Genomic DNA, 20204 nt, shown 5'->3' with positions numbered 1-20204 from the left:
GGGGATGAACCGCTTCGCCTTGCTTTCGCTCTACCGCTCGCTCACCCGCCACAAGCTCTATGCCGCGCTCAATGTCGGCGGGCTGGCGGTGGGGATCGCGGTGTTCCTCGTCCTGGGGCTCTACGCCCGGTTCGAAACCAGCTACGAGAAGTGGCTGCCCCGGCATGAGGGCATCTATGTGGTGCAGACCGTGTGGAACCTGCCGGAAAGCCCGTTCAACGGTGCCTATCCCTATACGATGAGCGGCCTGCTCGAACAGATGCGCGAGGACTTTCCCGGCCTTGTCGGCACCCGCATCCGGGGCGGCAGGAACGGCGGCGTCGTCATTCGTGGCGGCGTTGCCGCGTCGGTCGATGTCGCGCAAGTCGATCCCGCGTTTTTCGACGTGTTCGACCTGCCGATGGTGCGCGGCAGCGGCACGGCGCTGCGCCAGCCCACCAGCGTGCTGATCAGCGAAACCCTGGCCCGCCGGTATTTCGGGACAAGCGATCCGATCGGCCAGACCCTGACGATAGCGATGGACAAGACCATCAATTACCGCGTCGCCGGGGTTTTCCGTGATCTGCCCAGGAATACCGATTTCAAGCTGTCGCTGCTGGTGCCGATGCCCACCACGCCGCCTGTGCCGCAGTGGTTTCATTGGGGCAGTTCCTCGCTCCAGACGTTCCTGCGGTTCGACACGCCGGAGGCCGCGCGCGCTTTCGAACAGAAGCTGCCGCCTTTCGTGAACCGGCGGGGCCTTGCCGATCTGGGCAAGGATGCCTGGAAGACGCAGCAAATCTCGCTGCTGCCGCTTGCCCGCATGCATCTGGAACCGGAAGGGCAGGCCAGCGCCAGCCAGAAGATCACCGTCGTCACGCTTGCGATCGTAGGACTTCTGACGCTGCTGGTGGCCACCGTGAACTACGTCAATCTGGCAACGGCACGCGCCAATCTGCGTGCCCGTGAAGTCGCCATGCGCAAGGTGCTCGGCGCGGACCGGCTTGCGCTGGTGCGGCAGTTCCTGTCCGAAGCCATGCTGACGGTCGGCGTCGCGGCCCTGCTGGGGCTCATTCTGGCCGAACTGAGCCTGCCGCTGGTCAATGCCGCCGGCGGCCTGACGCTGTCGATCCCCTATGCGCTGGTCGTTCCCGCGCTGGTGGTGCTGACGCTCGTCGTCGGCCTGCTGGCGGGCTTCTATCCGGCGCTGCTGCTTTCCGGATACCCGGCTGCGAGTGTGCTGGCTTCTGCCCGTTCGCCCGGCGGCGGCCGCGTGGGAACCCGCGTTCGGGAGGGGCTGGTCGTGCTCCAGTTCGGCCTTGCCATCGCCTTCATGGTCGGCACCGGCGTGCTGGTCGCGCAGACCCGCCATGTCCGGCAATCCGATCTCGGCTTCCAGCGAGAGGGGCTGATGGTGGTGCTCTCCACCCGCGACAGCCTTGTCGCCACCGCACAAACGCGCGCGGTCGTGGCGGCGATCCGCGAACTGCCTTCGGTTCGTGCCGCCGCGCTCGGCAACAATGCGGTGGGCGGCAGCGGCGAGAACAACGCCGATAACGTGCCCCTGCCGGGGCGCGCCGGAGACGGGCCTTCGCTGCGCTGGATGATCGTCGGGCTCGATTTCTTCAAGGTTCACGGCACCCGAATCCTTGCCGGCCGGGTGTTCGACGAGAGCCACCGCGACGACGATGCGCTTTCCCGCACCGACGGGCAGCAACGCAACATCGTCATCAACCGCCGCGCGGTATCGACGCTCGGCTTCCGCTCGCCAGAGGATGCCATTGGCAAGACTGTCGGTGGCAATCGCCCACGCACGATCATCGGCGTGGTCGAGGACATGCGCTTCTTCTCGCCGCGCGAACCCAACAGCGCCAGCTACTACGTCTATTACAGCGAGCCGGAAAAGGCCTACACGACAGTCGCCTCGATCCGCTTCGCCGGCGATCCGCGCGTGACGATGGATGCCGTGCGCGCGATCTGGCAACGCACCGTGCCGCAAGTGCCGTTCGAGGCGGAAACCGCCGACACTCAGCTTGGCAAGTTCTATGAGGCGGACGACCGCGCGACGCGGCTCTTCGCCATTGGCGCGGGCCTTGCCGTGCTGATCGGCTGCGTCGGGCTATGGGGGCTGGCGTCCTACAACACCCAGATGCGGATCAAGGAAATCGGCATCCGCAAGACCCTTGGGGCATCCTCCGGCGATATCGCCAGGCTGCTGGTCGGCCAGTTCCTGCGCCCCGTGCTGCTGGCCAACCTGCTGGCATGGCCGCTTGCCTTCGTGGCGATGCGGACATGGCTGGCCGGCTTCGACGACCGCATCGCGCTTTCGCCGCTCTTCTTCATCGGTGGCAGCCTGCTGGCAACGGTGATCGCGATCCTGACGGTACTGGGCCAATCGCTGCGGGCCAGCCGTGCGGCTCCGGCGTGGGCGCTGCGCCATGAATAGGGCCATGCAAAGAGGATCGGCGTGGGCCGTGTCCGCCTTGCTGCTCGCCTCTCCGGCTTCGGCCGAAACCCTCGGCGAGGCGATAGCCGCCGCTTACGAGACCAACCCGCAGCTTGCCGCCGCCCGCGCCCGGCAGGAAGCCCTTGCCGAAACGCCTGAACAGGAGCGCGCACTCGCCCGGCCCACGGTGTCGGTCGATGGCGATGCCGGCTACGACCGGCAGGGCTATGGCAGGGCAGGATCGCTGACCGCGAACCTGGCCCTGCCGGTCTGGACCGGTGGCCGGGTTTCTTCGGCGGTGCGCGCGGCGAACGGGGATGTCGCCGCCGGGGAGGAAGGACTGCGCGACACTGCAGCGGCGATCCTGCAAGGCGTCGTCGCTGCTTATGCCGCGCTGCTCTACAACCAGCAGGCGGTGGAAGTGGCCCGCGTCGGCATCGAGCGGCTGGATACCCAGGTCGCCGAAACCCGCGCTCGCTACGATCTCGGGCAGGCGACGCGCACCGACGTCGCGCAGCTCGAAGCACAGCGTTCCACCGTCATCGCCAACCTTGCCGATGCCGAAGGCGCGCTTGCCACGGCGGCGGCGACCTATCGCGCGGCCGTGGGACGTGACGCGGGCGTGCTGACGGCCGATGTCCCATCGCCGGCCGCGCTGCCCGCCAGCAACGACGATGCGCGCCGGGCGGCGGAAGCGGCCAATCCCCTGCTGCTCCAGCAGCGCCTTGCGGTGGAAGCCTCGACCGCGCGAATTGATCGGGCGCGGGCGGAAGGCGCGCCTTCCGTCGATCTTGGCGGGGCTTACGGGCGCGGCGGAAGGCTGGCCGGCGGGAACCTGCGCGATTTCGAAGGCGCCGCCTCTGTCGGGATGACACTGCGGGTGCCCTTGCTCACGGGCGGTCTCGTCTCCTCGCGCGTGCGGCAGGCCGAGGCAAACAATCGGGCAGAGCGGTTTCAGGCCGATGCGGCTGAGCGCGAAGCCGTGCGCCGCGCGGACACGGCCTGGGCCATGTTGAAGGCGGCACAGGGCAGGCTTCGCGCCAATGGCGAAGGGCTCTCCGCCGCCGATCTCGCGCTCAAGGGCGCCCGCGCGGAATATGGCTTCGGCCTGCGTTCTACGATCGACATTCTCGTTGCGGATCAGAGCTTCCGCGCCGCACAGCTTGCTGTCGCCCTGGCCCGGTCCGACGTGCTGGTGGCCGAGGCCGCCTTGTTGCGCGCAACCGGCAGGCTTGACAGGACGGCATATGAGTAGAGCGGCGGCGCTTCGCTCTCAATTCCCCGAACGGCGGATAATCGCGCAAGAGCTGTGCCGGTTCTTCGGTCATGGGCAAGAATAGAGCTTCCATGACGCGGGGTGTGTGATGTCCAGCATGTTCGATATTGCCCGGCCGGGGCGGCGAGACGCCTTGAAACTGGGGCTGGGGATGGCCGCGTCTACCGCGCTGCCATCGGTAACGGCAGGAGCGGCGGCGCGTCAGCTTGATCCTGCCGACCCTGCCGATGCCCGGCTGATCTATCGCAAGCTGCGCTACCGCACGGATGACGGATTGCTGTTTTCCTGGATCAAGGGGCCATACATGGCATCGACGGGCGGTGACCTCGTTCCCATGTACGCCCTGAACCTCGGGGCCATCCAGCGTGTGACGCAAAATGCCGACGGCAGCTTCGAGCTCATCGATCTGGAGATCAGTTTCCGCGTCGATGTACAGACCGGCGAGCGGTTGAAAACCTTGCGCAACCCCGTCACCGGAGAGACGGTGACGGTCGGCGGGCGCGGGCCTGTTCCCACTCACCTGAAAGTGTCGGCCGACAACGAGTTCGTCATCCCGGAAGTGCCCGGCCAGCCGAAATACGAGCATGAACATATGCCGGTCAGCTTCTTCCCGCTCGGCCGTACCGAACTGGCCCTTCGCGACCGCTCGCACGCGCGCGTCACCGCGCCGGACGGCTCGGTATCCTTCCTCAACGAAGTCAGCACGATCGCCGGTCCGCGCGAAATCGTGCTCGACCCCCGAACCACGACCGTCAACGCCCGCGTCCAGTCGAACGATGTTCGCAGCTGGCCGGCATGGCTGAAGATGGACGACCGGCCCGGATCGCTGGCGCTGTTCGCGAACGGGGGCAAGGTCAGCCGCTTTGCCGACCTGCCCGACGATTGGCATGCCATGCTGAAGCGGTACTATCCGCAGATTGCCGCGGATCCGATCGCGGTACTGGATGGCAAGGTCAAGGTGGAAGCTGCGACCTGGTGAGCCTGACGAGGGACCGGCGCACAGGCGTTCAGGCCAAGGGGTGCACTACATGTACATGCCGCCGTTCACGCCGAGAACCTGGCCGGTGACATACCTCGCATCCTCGGATGCGAGGTAGGCGCATGCTCCAGCGATGTCTGCGGGCGTGCCGGGGCGGGAGATCGGGATCATCTGGACGATGGCCTCCAGCGGAAAGCCGCTGCTCTCCGCGTGGCGGTGCATGGTCGGCGTCTCGACGAGCGAGGGCGGGATGGTGTTCACCGTGATGCCGTGCGGCGCGAATTCGCGCGCGAGTGCCTTGGTCATGCCGATGACGCCGCCCTTCGATGCCGAATAGTGGACCTGCTGCGGCCCGCCGGACTGTGCGGCCTGCGATGAAATCGTGACGATCCTGCCCCAGGACTGGTCGATCATGTCCGGCAGGGCGGCCTGCACCGTGTGGAATACGCCGGTCAGATTGACCGCCAGCATGCGATCCCACAAGGCCTGGCTGAGGTCGGCGAAGGGTACGAATTCGGAAATGCCGGCGTTGGCGATGACAATGCCGATCGGGCCGAATTCTGCCCGGACCCGGGCATAGGCGGCATCGATGGCTTCGCGATCGGTAATGTCGAGCGCATGGGTGAGGACCTGATGTCCCTCTGCCCGCAAAGCTTCCGCTTCGTTTTCCAGCAGGTCTGCGTTCATGTCGAGCATCGCGGTCGGATGGCCGTCGCGGGCAAAGCGCTGGGCAATACCGAGCCCGATGCCACCGGCTGCGCCGGTGACGATGACTGTTTTCCTGGTCATGTAATTTCCTCGCAAAAAGGATGGGGGATCAGGCCGCGGCCGGCGTGAATTTCAGATGGAGCTCTTCCAGCCCGCGGATGATGAAGCTCGGTTCGTAGCTGAGATCGGGTGCGGACGCGGAACCGTGCCGGGCTTCGTCAAGGGCGATGTGGCTGGTATGTTCCAGAAACCGCTCGATGATGATGCGGATTTCCACTCTCGCGAGCGGGGCCCCCGAGCAGACGTGGCCACCACGACCGAATGCGACCTGCTCGCGCAGTTTTGGGCGGTTCAGCTCGAACTGATCGGGATTGTCCCAGCGGGCGGGATCCCGATTGGCGGCCGCCAGTGCGAGCATCACCTTGGTTCCCGGCGCAATTTCCATCTCGCCGATCTTCGTCGGTCGGCGCGCCAGACGGAATGTCACCTTGCTAGAGCCCTCCAGGCGAAGGATTTCCTCGATGAAGGCCGGAATCAGGCTGCGATCTTCGCGCAGTTTCTGCTGCAAATCCGGCATGCGGGCCAGATAGAGCATGGCATTGCCGAGCAGCTTGGCGCTCGTATCCGCACCGGCTCCGAACAGGAAAGTGCTCATCTTGACGAGATCGATGATGTCCGGAAGCGATCCGTCGGGATAGGTGGCCGTCGCCAGGTCGCTGAGAACGTCACCGTTTGGAGCGGCCCTGCGCTCCATGAGGTAGCGGACGAAGTAACCGGCCATGAATTCCAGCGGACCGACATCCGTCGTCGCCCCTTCCGCCGCGATGCTGCCCGGAGGCGGACCCTGATCGAGGATATTGCTGAACACTTCGCGGTCCTCGGACGGAACACCGAGCAAATCCGCGATCACGAGGGTGACGAACGGAACCGAGATCTCCTTGATCAGTTCGCATCGACCCGTGCGAACCACATCGCGGACGATCCGGTCGGCAAGATGCTGAATGTATTCCTCGTTCGCCTTGAGGCGGGAGGGAACGAACAGGCGGTTGAGCACGGCGCGTGCATTGGAATGATGGACGTCGTCAAGCGCGACCAGAAGATCGCCGGCAACGATCTGGTCGCGATGCGCCTCGATCTGCGCGGTGATGTCGTTGCCCTCGGGTGTGAAGGGCAGGGGGAGCGCCGGGCCGCCGGGGGCGATGGAGGAGGAGAAGTCCCGGGGATTGTTCAGGACTTCGAGCGTCTCGTAAAATCCGGTAACGATCAGCAGATCCCGGGTCTTGGGCTGGTAGACCGGGCCTTGCGCACGCAGGGCCCTGAAATATTCGTAGGGGTCCTTCAGGAGCGTAGGGTCCGTAAGGTAGTCGCGGTCCTTCAGGGCCAGTTCCTCGGTCACAATTCTCTCCAGGACTTTATCGTTTTCGGGCTGCTCACCTCGCCGCGGACGCTGGCCCGGCTGCGTTGTGCGCATGATTTTCGTCACGCGAGAATCCTGACGTAAAGATCCCCGGTCTCTCGACTGAAAACAAAGCTACCAACCAGTTGGTATATCGTGCAACCGAAATCGTGCCACTGCTGCGCGCGCCAGGCCGGAGATTGATCCGCGCGTAAGGGAATGAGCCGGAAAGCGGCACATTTTAGCCGGACAATGTGCGGCGAATAACGTGCAGGCGATTGCCCGCATGTGCGCGGTGCTGTCCTGCGGGCTGCTGATGAGCCCGCCGGTGGAGAGGAGCAGTTTATCGGCGCCGGCTCATCTGCCGAGAGAGGCGCCGAGGAACGCCGTGCTTACTTCACCTTGTAGGCCGCGAATTCCGGGGTGGGCGTGTCGGTCGTCCTGCGGACCGAAAGCGGGTAGTTGCCACCGCGATCCTTTATCTCATACTCCCGGCCGACTTCGGCGCCGATGACGACCTTTCCGTTCCAGCGCTCCATCATGCGCGGATCGTTGAACATCGCCCAGGCGACATGGCCCGTATATTCGGTGGATTCGAGTTTGCCTTCAAGGTGGCCGAACTTTTCCGGCGCAGCCTCCATCATCTCGAGAAGCCGTTCGGTCGTCAGTGGGCCCATCCAGATCGAAGCTGCGGCAACATGCGATCCGGAATCGGCAAAATCGATGCCCATGTCATGCGCCATCTTGTCCACGCCAGCCTTTTGCGCGCCATAGCAGGGGCCGAAGCAGTAGTGGTTTGCGCCGGGTGAGGAGGTGAACAGCACAAGGCCCTTGTCCTGCTTCACCATGTGCGGTGCGGCGTACCAGCTTGCGACAAAGCCGCTGCGCAGGCCCACATTCATCATCTCGGCAATCTCGAGGGGCTTTTCCCAGAATTGGCCCGGCGCCGAAATCGCATGGCTTTGATAGCAGGCATTGTTGATGAGTATGTCCAGGCGCCCTTGCTCTTCGATGATCCTGTCAATCAGAGCCTTGACCTGTTGATCGTCGCCATGGTCGCACTGAACCGCGATGCCGTTTCCGCCGGCTTCGGTCACTTCAAGAGCGGTTGCATGGATGGTTCCAGGCACTTCCGCGTCTCCGGGATTGAGCGTGCGGCCAGTGACGTAGACGGTGCAGCCATGAGCGCCGAGAGCCCGCGCAATCCCTCTGCCCGCGCCGCGGCTGGCGCCCGTGACCAATGCGACGGTGCTGTTTACGGCCATTTGCATTCTCCCAATTCCCGATGGTTCTGACTTCGCGCGGAATCGCGGGTGACCGCGCGATCCCTGTCTGCCGGAGTGGCCTGCCTACCAGCAAAAATTGCGGAGGCGAATAGGCGGGCCGATTCATCCTGTATACGATCATCGCGTATATCGTGGGCGCCCAAAGGTAAATTGGCGTGTTCAATGGGTGCTGGAATAGCATTGAATACAATATCGGGTTTGGGATCGACGGGGCAGTGACGGCTGACCTTGCCATGAAAACCAACTGGTCGGTAAGGTGCTGTGGCGCTCGCCGCGAATCGAAGTTCGCCGGGGAGATGTCGCGGCTCGGTACGTTCGGGAGCTAGCTTGACCGCACAGCGCGCCCTGAACGGGCGGCACAAGGGAGAGAGTCATGCCGAAATTCTCGCTGGACAGTCTTACGCTTACCGACACCGAACCGATGGAACTGATCGAAGCGGCCGCAGAGGCGGGCTTCGGAACGATCAGCCTGTGGGTTCAGCCGCCGGCGCTCTATCCATCGTCTGCCTGCACGGCGGAAAAGGAAGCGGATTGTGCGCGCCGCATCCGGGACACGGGCATCGCGATAGAGACGCTGGAGGTTTTCGATCTTCATTCCTTCGAAGCGCTCGAAGCCTATAGGCCCGCGCTTGAGCGCGGCGCCCGGCTTGGTGGGAAAACGGCCCTTGTGCTCAACTACTCCAATCCCGACCGCGGGCAATCCGCCGAACTGCTCGGCAAATTTGCAGAGATCGCGGCGGAATACGGCATCGGCGCCAATCTGGAACCGGTTGCGGGAGGGAAGACCAGCTCGCTGCAGCAGGCCGCCGAACTCATCGCCGCGTCCGGCGCGGATGCCGGTGTCGTCCTCGATCCGTTCCATCTGATCAGATCCGGGGGATCGGTGGCCGATATTGCGGCACTTCCCGAAGGAATGATCCGTTACGTCCAGCTCTGCGACGGGCCTTTGCAGGTGCCGCCGGAAATTGCCGCGAGCGAGGCGATCGGGCATCGTCTTTATCCCGGCGAAGGAGAATTCCCGTTGCTGGAGATCCTGCGCGCTGCGCCATCGGATGTGACGATCGGGATCGAGTGCCCCAGTCTTGCGCGTGTGCGGGCAGGGCAAACGGCCTCCGTGCAGGCCAGGGAAGCGATGGCGGCAATAAAGCGGATTTTGCAGGAAACCTGATGCAGGACGCGGCCGAAAGTCCATCGCTGTGCCGATATCGACGGGTCGGGGTTGCCGCAAAGCTGCGCGAATCCACAATCGGCTGTCCTTGGTTATCGCTTTCCAGTCCGGCGATTCTCGCAACACTGTCCGGCCATGGCGATTTGCGTTGAGGAACCGAACGGTTGGTATATCAGTCTGGCTGCCGAAGGCTCTGGAGGAGTCGCTCCCGGTGCAAGGCGGGATGCGGTCCGGATCAGGGTACATGAGGCAGGGACAAGGGATGGAGTGCCGGTGGCAATGTGCCGGCTCGGAGAGATCAACCTGAAAGGAACTGAAATGGGAATGTTTCGCAACCTGATGCTTGCAGGTGCAGCCGCGCTTGCCGTGCCCGTGGCGCTTTCGCCCGCGATTGCTGCCGAAGCGCCTGCGGCGCCGGTCTATTCAATCAATACCGATCTCGGCACGTTGCTGGACAACCCGCAGACCAAGGCCGTCCTCGACAAGTATATTCACGAGATGATCAGCAATCCGCAGATCGATATGGCGCGTTCCATGACGCTGCAGCAGCTCCAGTCCTATGCCGGCGATGCGCTGACTGACGAGAAGCTGAAGCAGATCGATGCGGATCTGGCCAAGGTTCCTGCCGCAAAGTAGGGCCTTTCCGGCACCCGGTATAAAAAAGGGGCGGCGAAGGCTGCCCCTTTTTCTTTCATGCGATCCTCAAGCTTTCATCAGTTGAGATAGCGGCCGCCATTCACGCTCAGCGTATGGCCCGTGATGTAGTCGGCGTCTTCCGATGCCAGAAATGCCACCGCGGCTGCGATGTTTTCGGGCCGTCCCGCGCGTCCCATCGGTGTCATCGGTGCATATGCCGCTACATCGACGGGAGATTCCTGCAGCCCTTCGGTGTTCACGAACCCCGGCGGAACGGCATTGACGGTGATGCCGCGCTGCGCGAATTCCATGGCGAGCGCCTTCGTGAAACCCAGAACCCCACCCTTTGACGCAGCGTAGTGCGCCTGATTGGGCGTCCCTGCCTGTGCCGACGACGATGCGATATTGATGATCCGCCCCCAGCGGAGTGCCAGCATGTCAGGGACGATTTCCTTGACGCAGAGGAACGGGCCCTTGAGATTGATGGCCATCAGCTTGTCCCATGTCTCCTCGTCGAGTTCCTCGAACTTCGCGAATGGAGAGAGCGCGGCATTGTTCACCAGTATCGAAATCGGGCCTAGCGCTTCGCGGCTCCTGACCGCCGCATCGCTGATCTGGCCCGCGAGGGAACTGTCCGCCGCCAGACCTATGGCCTGCCCGCCGCGTTCGGCGATCAATTGAGCGGTCTCGCGGGCTCCGGCCTCGTTCAGGTCCCAGACGGCTACTGAAGCACCGTCGGCCGCGAGCCGAAGAGCGATGGCGCGGCCCAGTCCGCGTGCTCCGCCGGTGACGACGGCTGTCTTGCCTTCAAGCGACAAAGTCATTCTCCCATTTTTCAGATTGTATACAATACCTGTCGCATGGTTCCATGGTGTTTGCAAATCGGGAGGCGCCTTGCCCCGGAAATGCAGGAAGTCTACGATGCGGGGCTAACGATCTTGAAGGGCAATGGAATGGGCGATGAATCCGATCTGGCGGGCGACCGAGTTGCCAGGATCATCGCTGAGCGGATCATGACGGGGCATCTTGCCGCCGGCGAGCCGATCAAGCAGGACGAGCTTGCGGTGGAGTTGGGAACGAGCCGGATCCCGGTGCGCGATGCGTTGAGGATACTCGAAAAGCGGGGAATGGTTTCGCTGCGCGCCAATGCGAGCGCGAAGGTGGTCAGCCGGACCGTGGAGGACATGGATGTTTCCTATCGCATCCGCGAGGTTCTCGAACCGATGCTGCTGGCCGAAAGCATTCCCCATCTTGACGAGGAGGCGATCGACGCGCTTCGCCAGCTCAAAGATCGCCTTGCCGATGATTTGGGGTATGAGGAATATCTCGCGCTTACTCGCGAATTCCATGTGCTCTGTTTCAGCGGGCATCGGGCGCCGCTGCTGTCTCACATCATAGAATGGCTATGGGATACCACTTATAGTTACCGCGCCGCCTTTGCGCGCATGTCCGTCGCGGATGAGGAACGTCTGCGGGCGATGCGGGTGGAGCGCGAATTGCTCTTCGATGCCATTTCTCACCGGGAAGTGGACTTGGCGCAGCGGATCTGGGCCATTCAGGTGAGGCGTACTCACAAGGCGCTGCTGCGTTACGCGGATCGGGCGGATTTGCTGGGAAGCGAAACGCCGGCAGGCGCAAGGGGCAATTCTTCCCGCTGATTTCGAAGTGGATACAGGGTGCGGGCGTGCCGGAACGCCGCCTGCGCGCCATTGGCATTTCCGCTCGCCATTGACCAACCTCATTTGGACTGACAGAGTTGGACCGATTGGTCCATGATGGTCAGTCCAAAAAGTTGCAATGGGGATGCTCCGGTGACAAGATATGCGAAGGGCAAGCGCGCCCTGTTTGCGGCACTGCTTGGCTGCTGCTGTTCTGCTTTCGCTCCTTCCGTCGCCCAGGCGGCAAGCGCCCAGCAGCCCGCGGCGCAGGGCAGGTCCGTGCTCGATCTATCGCAAGGCTGGCGGTTCCAGGTCGGCGATCAGCCGGAGGAGGCCAGCCGGCAAGGTTTCGACGATGCGGCCTGGCAGACGGTTTCCGTTCCGCACACCTGGAACCGGCTTGGGGAGTATGTGAAGGAGCGATCCTCGTCCGCCAACAACTACCAGGGGGCGGGCTGGTATCGACTCCACGTCAAGGCGCCCCGGGCAGCCGCGCGCGAGCGACAGTTCCTTGACTTCGCGGGCGTGGGCAAGATTGCCGACATATGGGTGAACGGCACGCATGTGGGGCGGCACGAAGGAGCGTTCGCGCGCTTCAGGATCGATGTTACAGCCGTCTGGAAGCCGGGCCTGGACAATCTGGTCGTCGTGCGGGCGGACAATTCGAAGCCTACCGCGGACAACGAAAGCGGGCAGGTCATACCGCTTTCGGGCGATTTCTTCGTCAATGGCGGAATCTACCGGGGCGTGACCCTGCTGACGGCGCCGGATGCCGGTGTCGATCTGCTCGATTTCGGCGGGCCCGGCGTTTACGCGAAGGCCACTTCGGTCACGCCGGAAAGCGCAAGCGTGGACGTGCTGGTTCGCCTGCGCAATCAGGGCGCATCACCCCGAAAAATGGTGATGACCACAACCCTTCGCGATGCCGGGGGGCGAACGGTGGCAACACAGTCGCAGACGTTGAGCCTGGCGCCGGGGCAGGATTCCCGGCAGGTGAGCCTGTCGCTTCCCCGCCCGCACCTGTGGAACGGCCGGGCCGACCCCTACATGTACTCCATTGCGGTCGAGACAAGGGAGCCGGGGGCGGCAAGGCAGACTGTCACCGTGCCGCTGGGCGTGCGATCGTTCTCGTTCGATGCCAATGCCGGCTTCTTCCTGAATGGCAAGCATGTGAAGCTGCAGGGGGTTTCCCGCCATCAGGACGTCATGGGCAAGGGATGGGCGCTTTCGGATGAAGACCATGCCCGCGACATGCGCATGATCGAGGAACTGGGGGCCAATACCGTGAGGCAGGCCCACTATCAGCACGCCGATGCATGGTCGGACGAGGCAGATCGCTCCGGCATGGTGGTCTGGGCGGAGCTGCCCTATGTCACGACGCCTTCGCTGTCGGGCGGGAAGGGCAGCGACCGGCTATGGGCGAATGCGGAGCAGCAGCTTCGCGAGCAGATCCGGCAGAACTACAACCATCCCTCGATCATGATGTGGTCGGTGGGCAACGAGGTCGATTCCGCCAAGGGTTTCGGCGTCCAGGGAGAGCCGCCACAGCCGCTTGCGCTGCTCAGGCATCTCAACCAGATCGCCAAGCAGGAAGACCCGTCACGCCCGACCACTTTTGCTGATTGCTGCGAAGGGCTGACGATGTTCAAGACGGCCGGCGAAGGGCTGGCCGGGGCCGCCGATCTTATCGGCTACAACCGTTACTACGGCTGGTACATGCCCAACCCGACCGATGCGCGCAGGCAGTTCGGCGAAGCGCTGGACAAGCTTCATGCGGATCATCCCACCTTGCCGATTTCGGTTTCGGAATACGGCGGCGGAGGATCGCTCACCCAGCACAGCGACAATGTGCGTGCCGGCTTCGTGAACATGGCGGGACGCCCCCAGCCGGAAGAATTCGAATCCTTCGTTCATGAAGAGAACTGGCCGGTCATTCGCGAGCGGGATTATGTGTTCGCCAGCTGGGCGTGGAACATGTTCGATTTCCCCAGCGACTTGCGGCAGGAGGGCGATGCGATCGACCTCAATACGAAGGGGTTGGTGAGCTTCGATCGCAAGACCCGGAAGGACGCCTTCTACTACTACAAGGCGCAGTGGAATCCGGAGCCGATGATCCATCTGACGGGCAAGCGCTACGTCGACAGGGCCTATGCGGTCATGGAGGTCAGGGCCTATTCCAACGCCGCGAAGGCCCGGCTTACCGTCAATGGCCAGATGATTGGCGAGACCGACTGCCCCGACCGCATATGCATCTGGCCGGATGTCAGGCTTGCTCCCGGGGAAAACCGCGCGGTGGTCGATGCCGAGGTCGGCGGCGCGAAGGTGAGCGATGCCACCGTGTGGACCGGTCCGAATCCGGCCCTTTCCGGCATTGCGATCGATGCCGGCGATCTGGCGGGGCGGGTCGTGGCGGGGCGCCGGTTCGGCTCGGACAATTTCGTGACCGGCGGCGCGCCCATGATCCTCAACATGGAGGGCTTCGGCCGCAAGGCGGCCAATCCGCGCCGGGTCGAAGCCGGGTCTCCGGAGCTCTTCGAGTTCTGGCGCGAAGGCGAGGCGTTCTCCTATGCGATACCGGCTCCGGACGGCCGCTGGAAGGTGACGGTGCTCACCTTCCAGCCGAGCCCGGCGGCACCGGGCAGCGCGATGATGGCAATATCGGCGAACGGCGCTCTCGCAGTGCCGGCCTTCAATATTGCCGCATCGGCCGGCGGCGCGCTGAAGGCAAAGTCGATCACCTTTGCTGTAGATGTCAGGGGCGGCGTGCTGAAGCTCGACTTCGCCGGCAAGGGCGGCAAGGCGGTCGTCGCCGCGATCACGCTCGACAAATGATGTGAAAAGGGCGCCCCAGGGGGCGCCCTTCGATCACCAGTTCCACATCGTGCCGTCTTCGAGGCGGGCGACGGGAAGATAGGCCGGCTTGTAGGGATACTTTGCCGCCAGCTCCTCGTCGATGTCGACGCCGTGTCCGGGCGTTTCGCCGCAGATGAGATGGCCATCTTCGAAGCGGTAATCGTGCGGGAACACCGCATCGGTTTCCTCGCTGTGGCGCATGTATTCCTGGATGCCGAAATTGGGGACCCAGGTGTCGAAATGCAGGGCGCAGCCCATCGTCACCGGGGAAAGGTCCGTCGCGCCGTGGCAGCCGGTGCGGATCTGGTAGAGGGCGGCCAGATCGGCGATGCGGCGCAAGTGCGTGAGGCCGCCCGCGCCGACGACCGTGCAGCGGATATAGTCGATGAGCTGGTTCTGGATCAGGTCCTTGGCATCCCAGATCGTGTTGAATATCTCGCCCACCGCCAGCGGCGTGGTGGTATGCTGGCGCACGAGGCGGAAGGCCTCCTGATTTTCGGCAGGCGTGCAGTCCTCCAGCCAGAACAGCTGGAACGGTTCCAGCATCTTGCCGAGGTTGGCGGCCTCCTGCGGCGTGTAGCGGTGATGGCCGTCATGCAGCAGGTGGTGGCCGAAGCCGTAAGTCTCTCGCAGCTTTTCGAAAAGGCGGGGCACGTGGTTGAGCGCCTTGCGCGTATCCCAGCCCGTTACCGAAGGAAGCGCGGCGTCGGCAGGCTCGTAGAACAGCTTGCCCCGGCCCACGCCATAGGCGTCCTTGATGCCGGGAATTCCGGTCTGGGCGCGGATGGCCTTGTACCCCATGTCGATGTACTGGCCCACGGCATCGACCGTTTCGGCGATATCGCCGCCATTGGCATGGCCGTAGACCATGACGCGATCGCGGCTGCGCCCGCCCAGAAGATCGTAGACCGGCATTCCGGCCATCTTGCCCTTGATATCCCACAGCGCCATGTCGACCGCGGCGATCGCGCGCATCGTTACGGGGCCGCGCCGCCAATAGGCTCCGCGATAGAGATATTGCCAGATGTCCTCGATGCGGCGCGGATCCATGCCGATCAGGCAGGGGATAACGTGATCCTCCAGATAGGATACGACGGCCTTCTCGCGCCCGTTGAGCGTAGCGTCGCCGATTCCGTAGACGCCCTGATCTGTCTCGATCTTGAGAGTCACGAAGTTGCGGCCCGGGCAGGTCACGATGACCCTGGCGCTATGGATAAACATCTGGCGTTCCGGCTCCCTGTTCCGCCCGCCTTGACGGCGCGGTGTCGTTCTGTACAACTTCTCGTATATTGGTCAGGCCAAAAGAGAGCAATATGTCTGAACGTGAAAATGCCTCCGGAGGGCGGCTCTATCAGGAGCTTGCCCGCAAGCTGATGGAGGAACTGGTGGCGGGCCGTTACGTCGTGGGGTCGCGCCTGCCCGCGGAAAGGGACATGTGTACCATCTACGGCGTCAGCCGGCCGATCGTGCGCGAGGCGATCATCGCGCTCGAAGTGCAGGGCTTCGTGGAGACGCGGATTGGATCGGGTGCCTATGTCGTGCGCCTGCCCGGCCATAACGATGTGCCCGGCTTCGATATGACCGCGTTCGAACTGACCGAGGCGCGTCTCATGGTCGAAGGGGAAGTGGCGGCTCTTGCGGCAACCCAGGCGACTGCCGAGGATCTGCGGGAAATTTCATCGCTCGTTGACCAGATTGCCAGCGAGAATTGCGATCCGCTTGGCAAGGAACGCGCGGACCGGGCTTTCCATCTGGCAATCGCAAGGGCGACGCGCAATCGCGCGATGATCGATCTTGTCGAGCGTTTGTGGGACCTTCGCGAGGCTTCGCCCGAAAGCGCCCTCCTGCACGACAAGGCCAGAACGGCCAATGTGAAGCCCGTGGTGGACGAGCATACGGCAGTACTTGCCGCGATCGAGGCGGGCGATGCGGCGGCGGCAAGGGCGGCCATGCGCGGCCATCTGGCATCGGTGCTAGACAGCCTGTTGTTCGCGACGGAGGAAATGGCCGTGGAGGAAGCGCGGCGCGCAACCGAGGCGAAGCGCGCAAGGTACATTCGCACGAACTGAAGACTTCGGCGCGGCAGCAATTTTCCGCTTCCGCGCCAAATCATATGCCGATGGGTCGCCCACAGGCATACGGCGATACCGCGCAAAGCAGGGTCGCGACAAAGAACATAGATCGAATGGGAGAGAGATTATGGAGGATCGACAGGTTCGTTTCGACCGCCGCAAGGCAATGGCTGCGACTGCTGCAATGGTCGCGGGCGCTGCTGGCATCGGCGCATCCGCCGCACTGGCCGCACCGGCTTCGCGCCGGTTTCCCAAAGGCTTTCGCTGGGGCGCTTCGACGGCGGGTTACCAGATCGAAGGCAATAACGTGAACGCGGATCTGTGGCTGATGGAGCACGTCAAGCCGCAGACGTTCGCGGAGTTTTCCGGCGATGCCGACGACAGCTATCACCGTTGGCGGGAAGACATTGCGGTGATGAAGGCGATCGGGCTCAATTCCTATCGCTTTTCCATCGAATGGTCCCGCATCGAGCCGACGAGAGGTCAGTTTTCTCAAGCCGAGATCGACTATTATCGCCGCTTTGCAGAAGCTCTGCGCGAAGCGGGGATCGAGCCCGTCATGACCTTCTATCATGTCGCGGCGCCTCGTTGGTTCGCTGAGGCAGGAGGCTGGCTCAATCCGGATTCGCCGGACCTGTTCGCCAATTATTGTGACCGGGCCGCGCGTCAGCTTGCGTCGATCATCGGCGTTGCCTGCACGATCAACGAGCCGCAGGTCGGCCTCACCTATCGGACCATGCCCCAGTCACAGGCCTACTTCGGAAAGCTGGACGAGGCGCAGGAGGCCGCACACCGGGAGGCTGCGCGCGTGACGGGTAGCGCGCGCTTCGTCACGATGAACCATCCCGATATCAAGGGCATGACGCCGCAACTCATGGCCGCCCATGAAAAATCGGTGCAGGCGATCAAGGCGGCGCGGGGCGATCTTCCGACCGGCGTCACGCTGAACCTCGTCGATTTCCAGCCCGCGAACGAAGGCGCGAAGCACCAGGAACTGCGCAAGGCCGCTTATGGAGACTGGCTGGAGGTTGCCAAGCGCTCTGGAGACTTCGTGGGGGTGCAGACCTATCGGCAGGTTCGGATTCCGGGCGAGGGTGCCAAGCTTCCCGATCTCCCGGACATGCCTTACGTTGATCGCGCGCATCTCGAAGAGATGATCAAGCAGCCGCAGGCGCTGCGCAATACGGTCGAATATGTTCACCAGCAGACCGGAAAGCCGATCTTCGTAACGGAAAACGGCCTCGAAACACCCGATGATCGCAGGCGCGCCTGGTACATTCCGCAGGTCCTGTCCCAGCTTCACGATGCGATGGATGCGGGCGTACCCGTTATGGGCTACATGCACTGGTCGCTGATCGATAACTTCGAGTGGCTTCAAGGTTATAAGCCCCAGTTCGGGCTGGCCGCCGTCGACCGGCAGACCTACGCGCGTAAGCTCAAGCCAAGCGCTGCCGTCTACCGGCAAATCATCCGCGCCAACGCGGTCTGAGGGCGCGGCCCGCGGAACCACGCGAATTTACCGCGATACTGCAACGCCTGGCGCTGCGGTATCGCGGCGCTTGGTATTCAGGCCAGAACCTCCTTCCTTTGAGAAACGAACAAGCGGTTTCTCTCCGGCACGTGCCGATCCCGAATTTGGCGTTGGAAACCGCATTGTCCGAGGCCGCGGACTATTTCTGGCCCGGCAATAAATTCGTTGTAACTCCCCTCGGTCTAAATTATCTACCGATTAGTCGGTAAAAATAATGCCGAAGCTGCCTGCAAGGGCGGCGGATCGGGAGGGAGAACGAAATGATCGGATATCGCGATTTCACGCGCGCACGGTATGTGGCCTGCAGCGTACTGGCGATTGCCTTGTCGGGTTGCAGTACAAGCGACGCCCCGCTGCCGGTTGCTGCCTCAGGGCCGGAGCCCTCTTCGATCAATGACGAGACTTTGGCTGCCGCCTGCAGCGCCGCAGCACTGCAAAACGTCGCATCCGTGCTGGGCCAGGGTGTTACGGTAAAGGCCATTCCCAATGGCGCAACGGTGCCTGGAGGCGCAAGGTTCTACGCTTCGACCGCCACGACGCCTGCATTCTGTCAGGCAGTCGGCAGCTTCGTGACCAACCCTGCAACCGGCAAGACCGCGAATTTCATGGCGACTTTTCCGGCCAACTGGAACGGGAAGTACATGCAGGTCGGCTGTTCGGGGCACTGCGGCCAGTTCTTCGTAAGCGATCCGGCCATGCCGACGATCGTCATTACGAGCCAGGGCAAACCGATGGACGCGATCACAAAGGGATACGCGATCTTCGCGACTGACGAGGGGCACACCGGAATGGCCGGCGGAACCTGGGCGGTGAAGCCGTCGGGCGAAGTGGATGAAGACGCGATAGAGGACTTCTACTACCGGGCAGACAAAGTGCTCTCGAAAATGGGGAAGGACTTCACGAAAGCGTTCTACGGTTCGCTGCGAAACCGGCCGCAATCGATCGCCTATTCCTATTTCAACGGCTGTTCCGGCGGCGGACGCGATGCGCTTGTCGCCGCAAGCCTGTTTCCTGAAGCATTCGACGGCATCATAGCGGGATCGCCCTACAACACGTCAGGTGGGGCGTTCCAATTCGCCGGTGTCCCGATCGCGTCCTTGCGATCACCGGCGGCGCAAGTGACGCCTGCTCTCGTTTCCCTGATCCAGCCCATCGTCATGGCGCAATGCGACAAGCTCGACGGCGTTCAGGATGGGCTGATCCAGAACCCGGCCGCCTGTAATTTCCGACCGGAACGCGATCTGCCGATCTGCAAACCGGGGCAAGCATCGGGCACCTGCTTTACCAAAGAACAGGTCGAGACTGTGAGCACGCTCATCAGTGCAGTCACCGATGAACGCGGCGCGGTCGTGCAGCCGGGCCTTGCCGTCAGTGAATTGCAGGGAACGTCGTTCATTACGCCCAAGCGTCCTGCAGACCTTTCGGCCGCGGAACCTTTTCCGGGCTCGGACAATGGCGATGTCGCGAACAACGGATATTGGCCCCTTGCCGATGCCATGCTCAAGGTCTTCGTCCATGACAACGATCGCAATTTCCATACGCGTTCGGTCGTCAGCTTCGCCAGTGGAGGGACCGGTCAGGTCTCGAACTTCCACATCGTCGTGCCCGGTTCGGAAGTTGCGCTCCTGCGGCGCAAGGCCTTTTCGGGCATTGGGCACCGGCCGGAGGGGTTCGACAATCTGCTCAAGTCCAGGACGCGTCTGCTGATCTGGCACAATCTTTCCGACAACGTACTCACCCCTTACGCTTCGACGAACCTCTACAACCAGCTTGCATCGCGCCATGGCGGTTATGCGAAGGTGCAGCAGAGCGTACGTCTGTTCGGGCTGCCCGGAACGCCGCACTGCAGTATGGGCGGCATTGGCCCGAACACGTTCGATGCCATCGGAGCAATGGAGAAGTGGGTTGAAAACGGCCGGGCTCCCGACGCGCTGATGGCGACGCTCTATCCGGTCAACGGATTTGGCGTGAAGGATTTCTCGAAGGCACCGGGACGGACCATGCCGCTCTGCAAGTATCCGGCAATGGCGCGGTACAAAGGCGCTGGCGATGTCGACGCCGGCGCAAACTGGGAATGCCCCGCCAACGATCGCAGAATGCTGGAAATCGGCGAGAGCGGAAGGCAGGCAGGAGTCATCGGCCCGAAAATCTGACCGGCCGGGGAAGGGGGGGCTCTGGAATTCCCCCTCGACTGCGCTTGACTGTTGCTGTGAAAG

15 protein-coding genes are annotated in these 20204 nt (G+C 63.1%); 10 read left to right on the top strand and 5 right to left on the bottom strand.

Annotated features, from left to right (window positions below; all coding sequences use genetic code 11):
• Positions 1 to 4: 4 nt before the first annotated feature.
• From ACLIMP_RS21640 to ACLIMP_RS21630, 3 genes are all read left to right on the top strand, one after another.
• The gene (locus tag ACLIMP_RS21640) at positions 5 to 2425 is read left to right on the top strand and encodes an ABC transporter permease (RefSeq protein ID WP_185999928.1); all 2421 of its coding nucleotides are present in this window, start codon (positions 5 to 7) and stop codon (positions 2423 to 2425) included.
• Between the two features lie 4 nt (positions 2426 to 2429).
• Complete coding sequence (locus tag ACLIMP_RS21635) at positions 2430 to 3680, top strand: TolC family outer membrane protein (RefSeq protein WP_443478306.1); 1251 nt, start codon at positions 2430 to 2432, stop codon at positions 3678 to 3680.
• 109 nt (positions 3681 to 3789) lie between these two features.
• On the top strand, positions 3790 to 4680 hold the full coding sequence (locus ACLIMP_RS21630) for a DUF1838 family protein (protein WP_185999926.1): 891 nt from the start codon (positions 3790 to 3792) through the stop codon (positions 4678 to 4680).
• A 45-nt stretch (positions 4681 to 4725) separates the two neighbouring features.
• Here the strand turns inward: ACLIMP_RS21630 and ACLIMP_RS21625 are convergent, their stop codons facing one another.
• The 3 genes from ACLIMP_RS21625 to ACLIMP_RS21615 all read right to left on the bottom strand — a co-directional run bounded on the left by ACLIMP_RS21625 (position 4726) and on the right by ACLIMP_RS21615 (position 8049).
• Positions 4726 to 5469, bottom strand: coding sequence for an SDR family oxidoreductase (locus ACLIMP_RS21625; protein ID WP_185999925.1), 744 nt, complete (start codon positions 5467 to 5469; stop codon positions 4726 to 4728).
• A 28-nt stretch (positions 5470 to 5497) separates the two neighbouring features.
• On the bottom strand, positions 5498 to 6784 hold the full coding sequence (locus ACLIMP_RS21620; RefSeq protein ID WP_324699776.1) for a cytochrome P450: 1287 nt from the start codon (positions 6782 to 6784) through the stop codon (positions 5498 to 5500).
• Between the two features lie 392 nt (positions 6785 to 7176).
• Entirely contained in the window at positions 7177 to 8049 is an 873-nt protein-coding gene (locus tag ACLIMP_RS21615) for an SDR family NAD(P)-dependent oxidoreductase (protein ID WP_186000171.1), read from the bottom strand.
• A 394-nt stretch (positions 8050 to 8443) separates the two neighbouring features.
• Between ACLIMP_RS21615 and ACLIMP_RS21610 the strand changes: the two genes are divergently transcribed.
• Together ACLIMP_RS21610 and ACLIMP_RS21605 are read left to right on the top strand one after the other, a co-directional pair.
• Positions 8444 to 9238: a sugar phosphate isomerase/epimerase family protein gene (locus ACLIMP_RS21610; RefSeq protein WP_185999924.1), complete on the top strand. Its 795-nt coding sequence runs from the start codon at positions 8444 to 8446 to the stop codon at positions 9236 to 9238.
• A gap of 318 nt (positions 9239 to 9556) precedes the next feature.
• On the top strand, positions 9557 to 9874 hold the full coding sequence (locus ACLIMP_RS21605; RefSeq protein ID WP_324699775.1) for a hypothetical protein: 318 nt from the start codon (positions 9557 to 9559) through the stop codon (positions 9872 to 9874).
• Between the two features lie 77 nt (positions 9875 to 9951).
• On the opposite strand, the gene ACLIMP_RS21600 is transcribed toward ACLIMP_RS21605, so the two are convergent.
• Complete coding sequence (locus ACLIMP_RS21600) at positions 9952 to 10698, bottom strand: SDR family NAD(P)-dependent oxidoreductase (RefSeq protein ID WP_185999923.1); 747 nt, start codon at positions 10696 to 10698, stop codon at positions 9952 to 9954.
• 81 nt (positions 10699 to 10779) lie between these two features.
• Here ACLIMP_RS21600 and ACLIMP_RS21595 point away from each other — a divergent pair, with 81 nt between their 5' ends.
• Together ACLIMP_RS21595 and ACLIMP_RS21590 are read left to right on the top strand one after the other, a co-directional pair.
• Positions 10780 to 11532 carry a GntR family transcriptional regulator gene (locus ACLIMP_RS21595; protein WP_324699774.1) on the top strand — a complete coding sequence of 251 codons (753 nt, stop codon included), beginning with the start codon at positions 10780 to 10782 and terminating at the stop codon, positions 11530 to 11532.
• 153 nt (positions 11533 to 11685) lie between these two features.
• Positions 11686 to 14364, top strand: a complete 2679-nt coding sequence (locus ACLIMP_RS21590) for a glycoside hydrolase family 2 TIM barrel-domain containing protein (RefSeq protein ID WP_324699773.1) — start codon at positions 11686 to 11688, stop codon at positions 14362 to 14364.
• Positions 14365 to 14397: 33 nt separating this feature from the next.
• Here the strand turns inward: ACLIMP_RS21590 and manD are convergent, their stop codons facing one another.
• Positions 14398 to 15606 (bottom strand): D-mannonate dehydratase ManD, encoded by a 1209-nt coding sequence (manD, locus tag ACLIMP_RS21585; protein ID WP_185999922.1) that lies wholly within the window; start codon positions 15604 to 15606, stop codon positions 14398 to 14400.
• A 92-nt stretch (positions 15607 to 15698) separates the two neighbouring features.
• On the opposite strand from manD, the gene ACLIMP_RS21580 reads away from it, so the two are divergent.
• The 3 genes from ACLIMP_RS21580 to ACLIMP_RS21570 all read left to right on the top strand — a co-directional run bounded on the left by ACLIMP_RS21580 (position 15699) and on the right by ACLIMP_RS21570 (position 20141).
• A complete protein-coding gene (locus ACLIMP_RS21580) occupies positions 15699 to 16454 on the top strand; it encodes a FadR/GntR family transcriptional regulator (protein WP_185999921.1) in 756 nt (251 codons plus the stop codon).
• A gap of 130 nt (positions 16455 to 16584) precedes the next feature.
• A complete protein-coding gene (locus ACLIMP_RS21575) occupies positions 16585 to 17946 on the top strand; it encodes a glycoside hydrolase family 1 protein (RefSeq protein WP_221937322.1) in 1362 nt (453 codons plus the stop codon).
• Between the two features lie 302 nt (positions 17947 to 18248).
• Positions 18249 to 20141, top strand: coding sequence for a tannase/feruloyl esterase family alpha/beta hydrolase (locus tag ACLIMP_RS21570; RefSeq protein WP_443478305.1), 1893 nt, complete (start codon positions 18249 to 18251; stop codon positions 20139 to 20141).
• Positions 20142 to 20204: the final 63 nt, after the last annotated feature.

The sequence above is a fragment of the Novosphingobium aeonii genome (genome assembly GCF_052279045.1).
Taxonomy (GTDB): Bacteria; Pseudomonadota; Alphaproteobacteria; order Sphingomonadales; family Sphingomonadaceae; genus Novosphingobium.
This window is presented reverse-complemented; position numbering and strand designations above follow the sequence as displayed.

Bases quoted from the DNA above. Each gene is read 5' to 3' on its own strand.
- ACLIMP_RS21640 (WP_185999928.1), top strand. From the start codon at position 5: ATGAACCGCTTCGCCTTGCTTTCGCTCTACCGCTCGCTCACCCGCCAC.
- ACLIMP_RS21635 (WP_443478306.1), top strand. From the start codon at position 2,430: ATGCAAAGAGGATCGGCGTGGGCCGTGTCCGCCTTGCTGCTCGCCTCT.
- ACLIMP_RS21630 (WP_185999926.1), top strand. From the start codon at position 3,790: ATGTCCAGCATGTTCGATATTGCCCGGCCGGGGCGGCGAGACGCCTTG.
- ACLIMP_RS21625 (WP_185999925.1), bottom strand. From the start codon at position 5,469: ATGACCAGGAAAACAGTCATCGTCACCGGCGCAGCCGGTGGCATCGGG.
- ACLIMP_RS21615 (WP_186000171.1), bottom strand. From the start codon at position 8,049: ATGGCCGTAAACAGCACCGTCGCATTGGTCACGGGCGCCAGCCGCGGC.
- ACLIMP_RS21610 (WP_185999924.1), top strand. From the start codon at position 8,444: ATGCCGAAATTCTCGCTGGACAGTCTTACGCTTACCGACACCGAACCG.
- ACLIMP_RS21605 (WP_324699775.1), top strand. From the start codon at position 9,557: ATGGGAATGTTTCGCAACCTGATGCTTGCAGGTGCAGCCGCGCTTGCC.
- ACLIMP_RS21600 (WP_185999923.1), bottom strand. From the start codon at position 10,698: ATGACTTTGTCGCTTGAAGGCAAGACAGCCGTCGTCACCGGCGGAGCA.
- ACLIMP_RS21595 (WP_324699774.1), top strand. From the start codon at position 10,780: ATGCAGGAAGTCTACGATGCGGGGCTAACGATCTTGAAGGGCAATGGA.
- manD (WP_185999922.1), bottom strand. From the start codon at position 15,606: ATGTTTATCCATAGCGCCAGGGTCATCGTGACCTGCCCGGGCCGCAAC.
- ACLIMP_RS21580 (WP_185999921.1), top strand. From the start codon at position 15,699: ATGTCTGAACGTGAAAATGCCTCCGGAGGGCGGCTCTATCAGGAGCTT.
- ACLIMP_RS21575 (WP_221937322.1), top strand. From the start codon at position 16,585: ATGGAGGATCGACAGGTTCGTTTCGACCGCCGCAAGGCAATGGCTGCG.
- ACLIMP_RS21570 (WP_443478305.1), top strand. From the start codon at position 18,249: ATGATCGGATATCGCGATTTCACGCGCGCACGGTATGTGGCCTGCAGC.